The organism is Merdimmobilis hominis (assembly GCF_016901855.1).
Taxonomy (GTDB): domain Bacteria; phylum Bacillota; class Clostridia; order Oscillospirales; family Ruminococcaceae; genus Paludihabitans.
This window is the reverse complement of sequence record NZ_JACJKY010000081.1, coordinates 1-336: the sequence shown is the minus strand read 5'-3', so window position 1 is coordinate 336 and position 336 is coordinate 1. Positions and strand designations below refer to the sequence as shown.

The 336-nt window shown below is 46.1% G+C and carries 2 tRNA genes; both read right to left on the bottom strand.

Features of this window, described 5'->3' with window-relative positions:
* Positions 1-29: 29 nt before the first annotated feature.
* Positions 30-105: transfer RNA gene (locus H6A12_RS13165), tRNA-Asn, on the bottom strand.
* 33 nt (positions 106-138) lie between these two features.
* Positions 139-215: transfer RNA gene (locus H6A12_RS13160), tRNA-Lys, on the bottom strand.
* Between the last annotated feature and the right edge of the window lie 121 nt (positions 216-336).

The following is a 336-nucleotide window of genomic DNA, read 5'->3' as shown; positions in this document are numbered from 1 at the left end:
GACGCGAATTACGTCCAGACTTAGTCTGGTGGCTCCCCCAACTGGACTCGAACCAGTGACACCCTGATTAACAGTCAGGTGCTCTACCGACTGAGCTATGGAGGAATATTCAAGTGCAGGCTTTTGCTCTGCACCGTTTGGTACACCAACAGGGACTCGAACCCTGGGCCTACTGATTAAGAGTCAGTTGCTCTAGCCAACTGAGCTATTGGTGCATACAAAAGTACCTGTTGCCTATTATAAGCACTTCTGCACTTTTTGTCAATATAAAAATATTTGAAGCCCTGACTTCAGAGCTTCAAATATCTTTTTGTGACGGCGTCTATCTATCTTCCC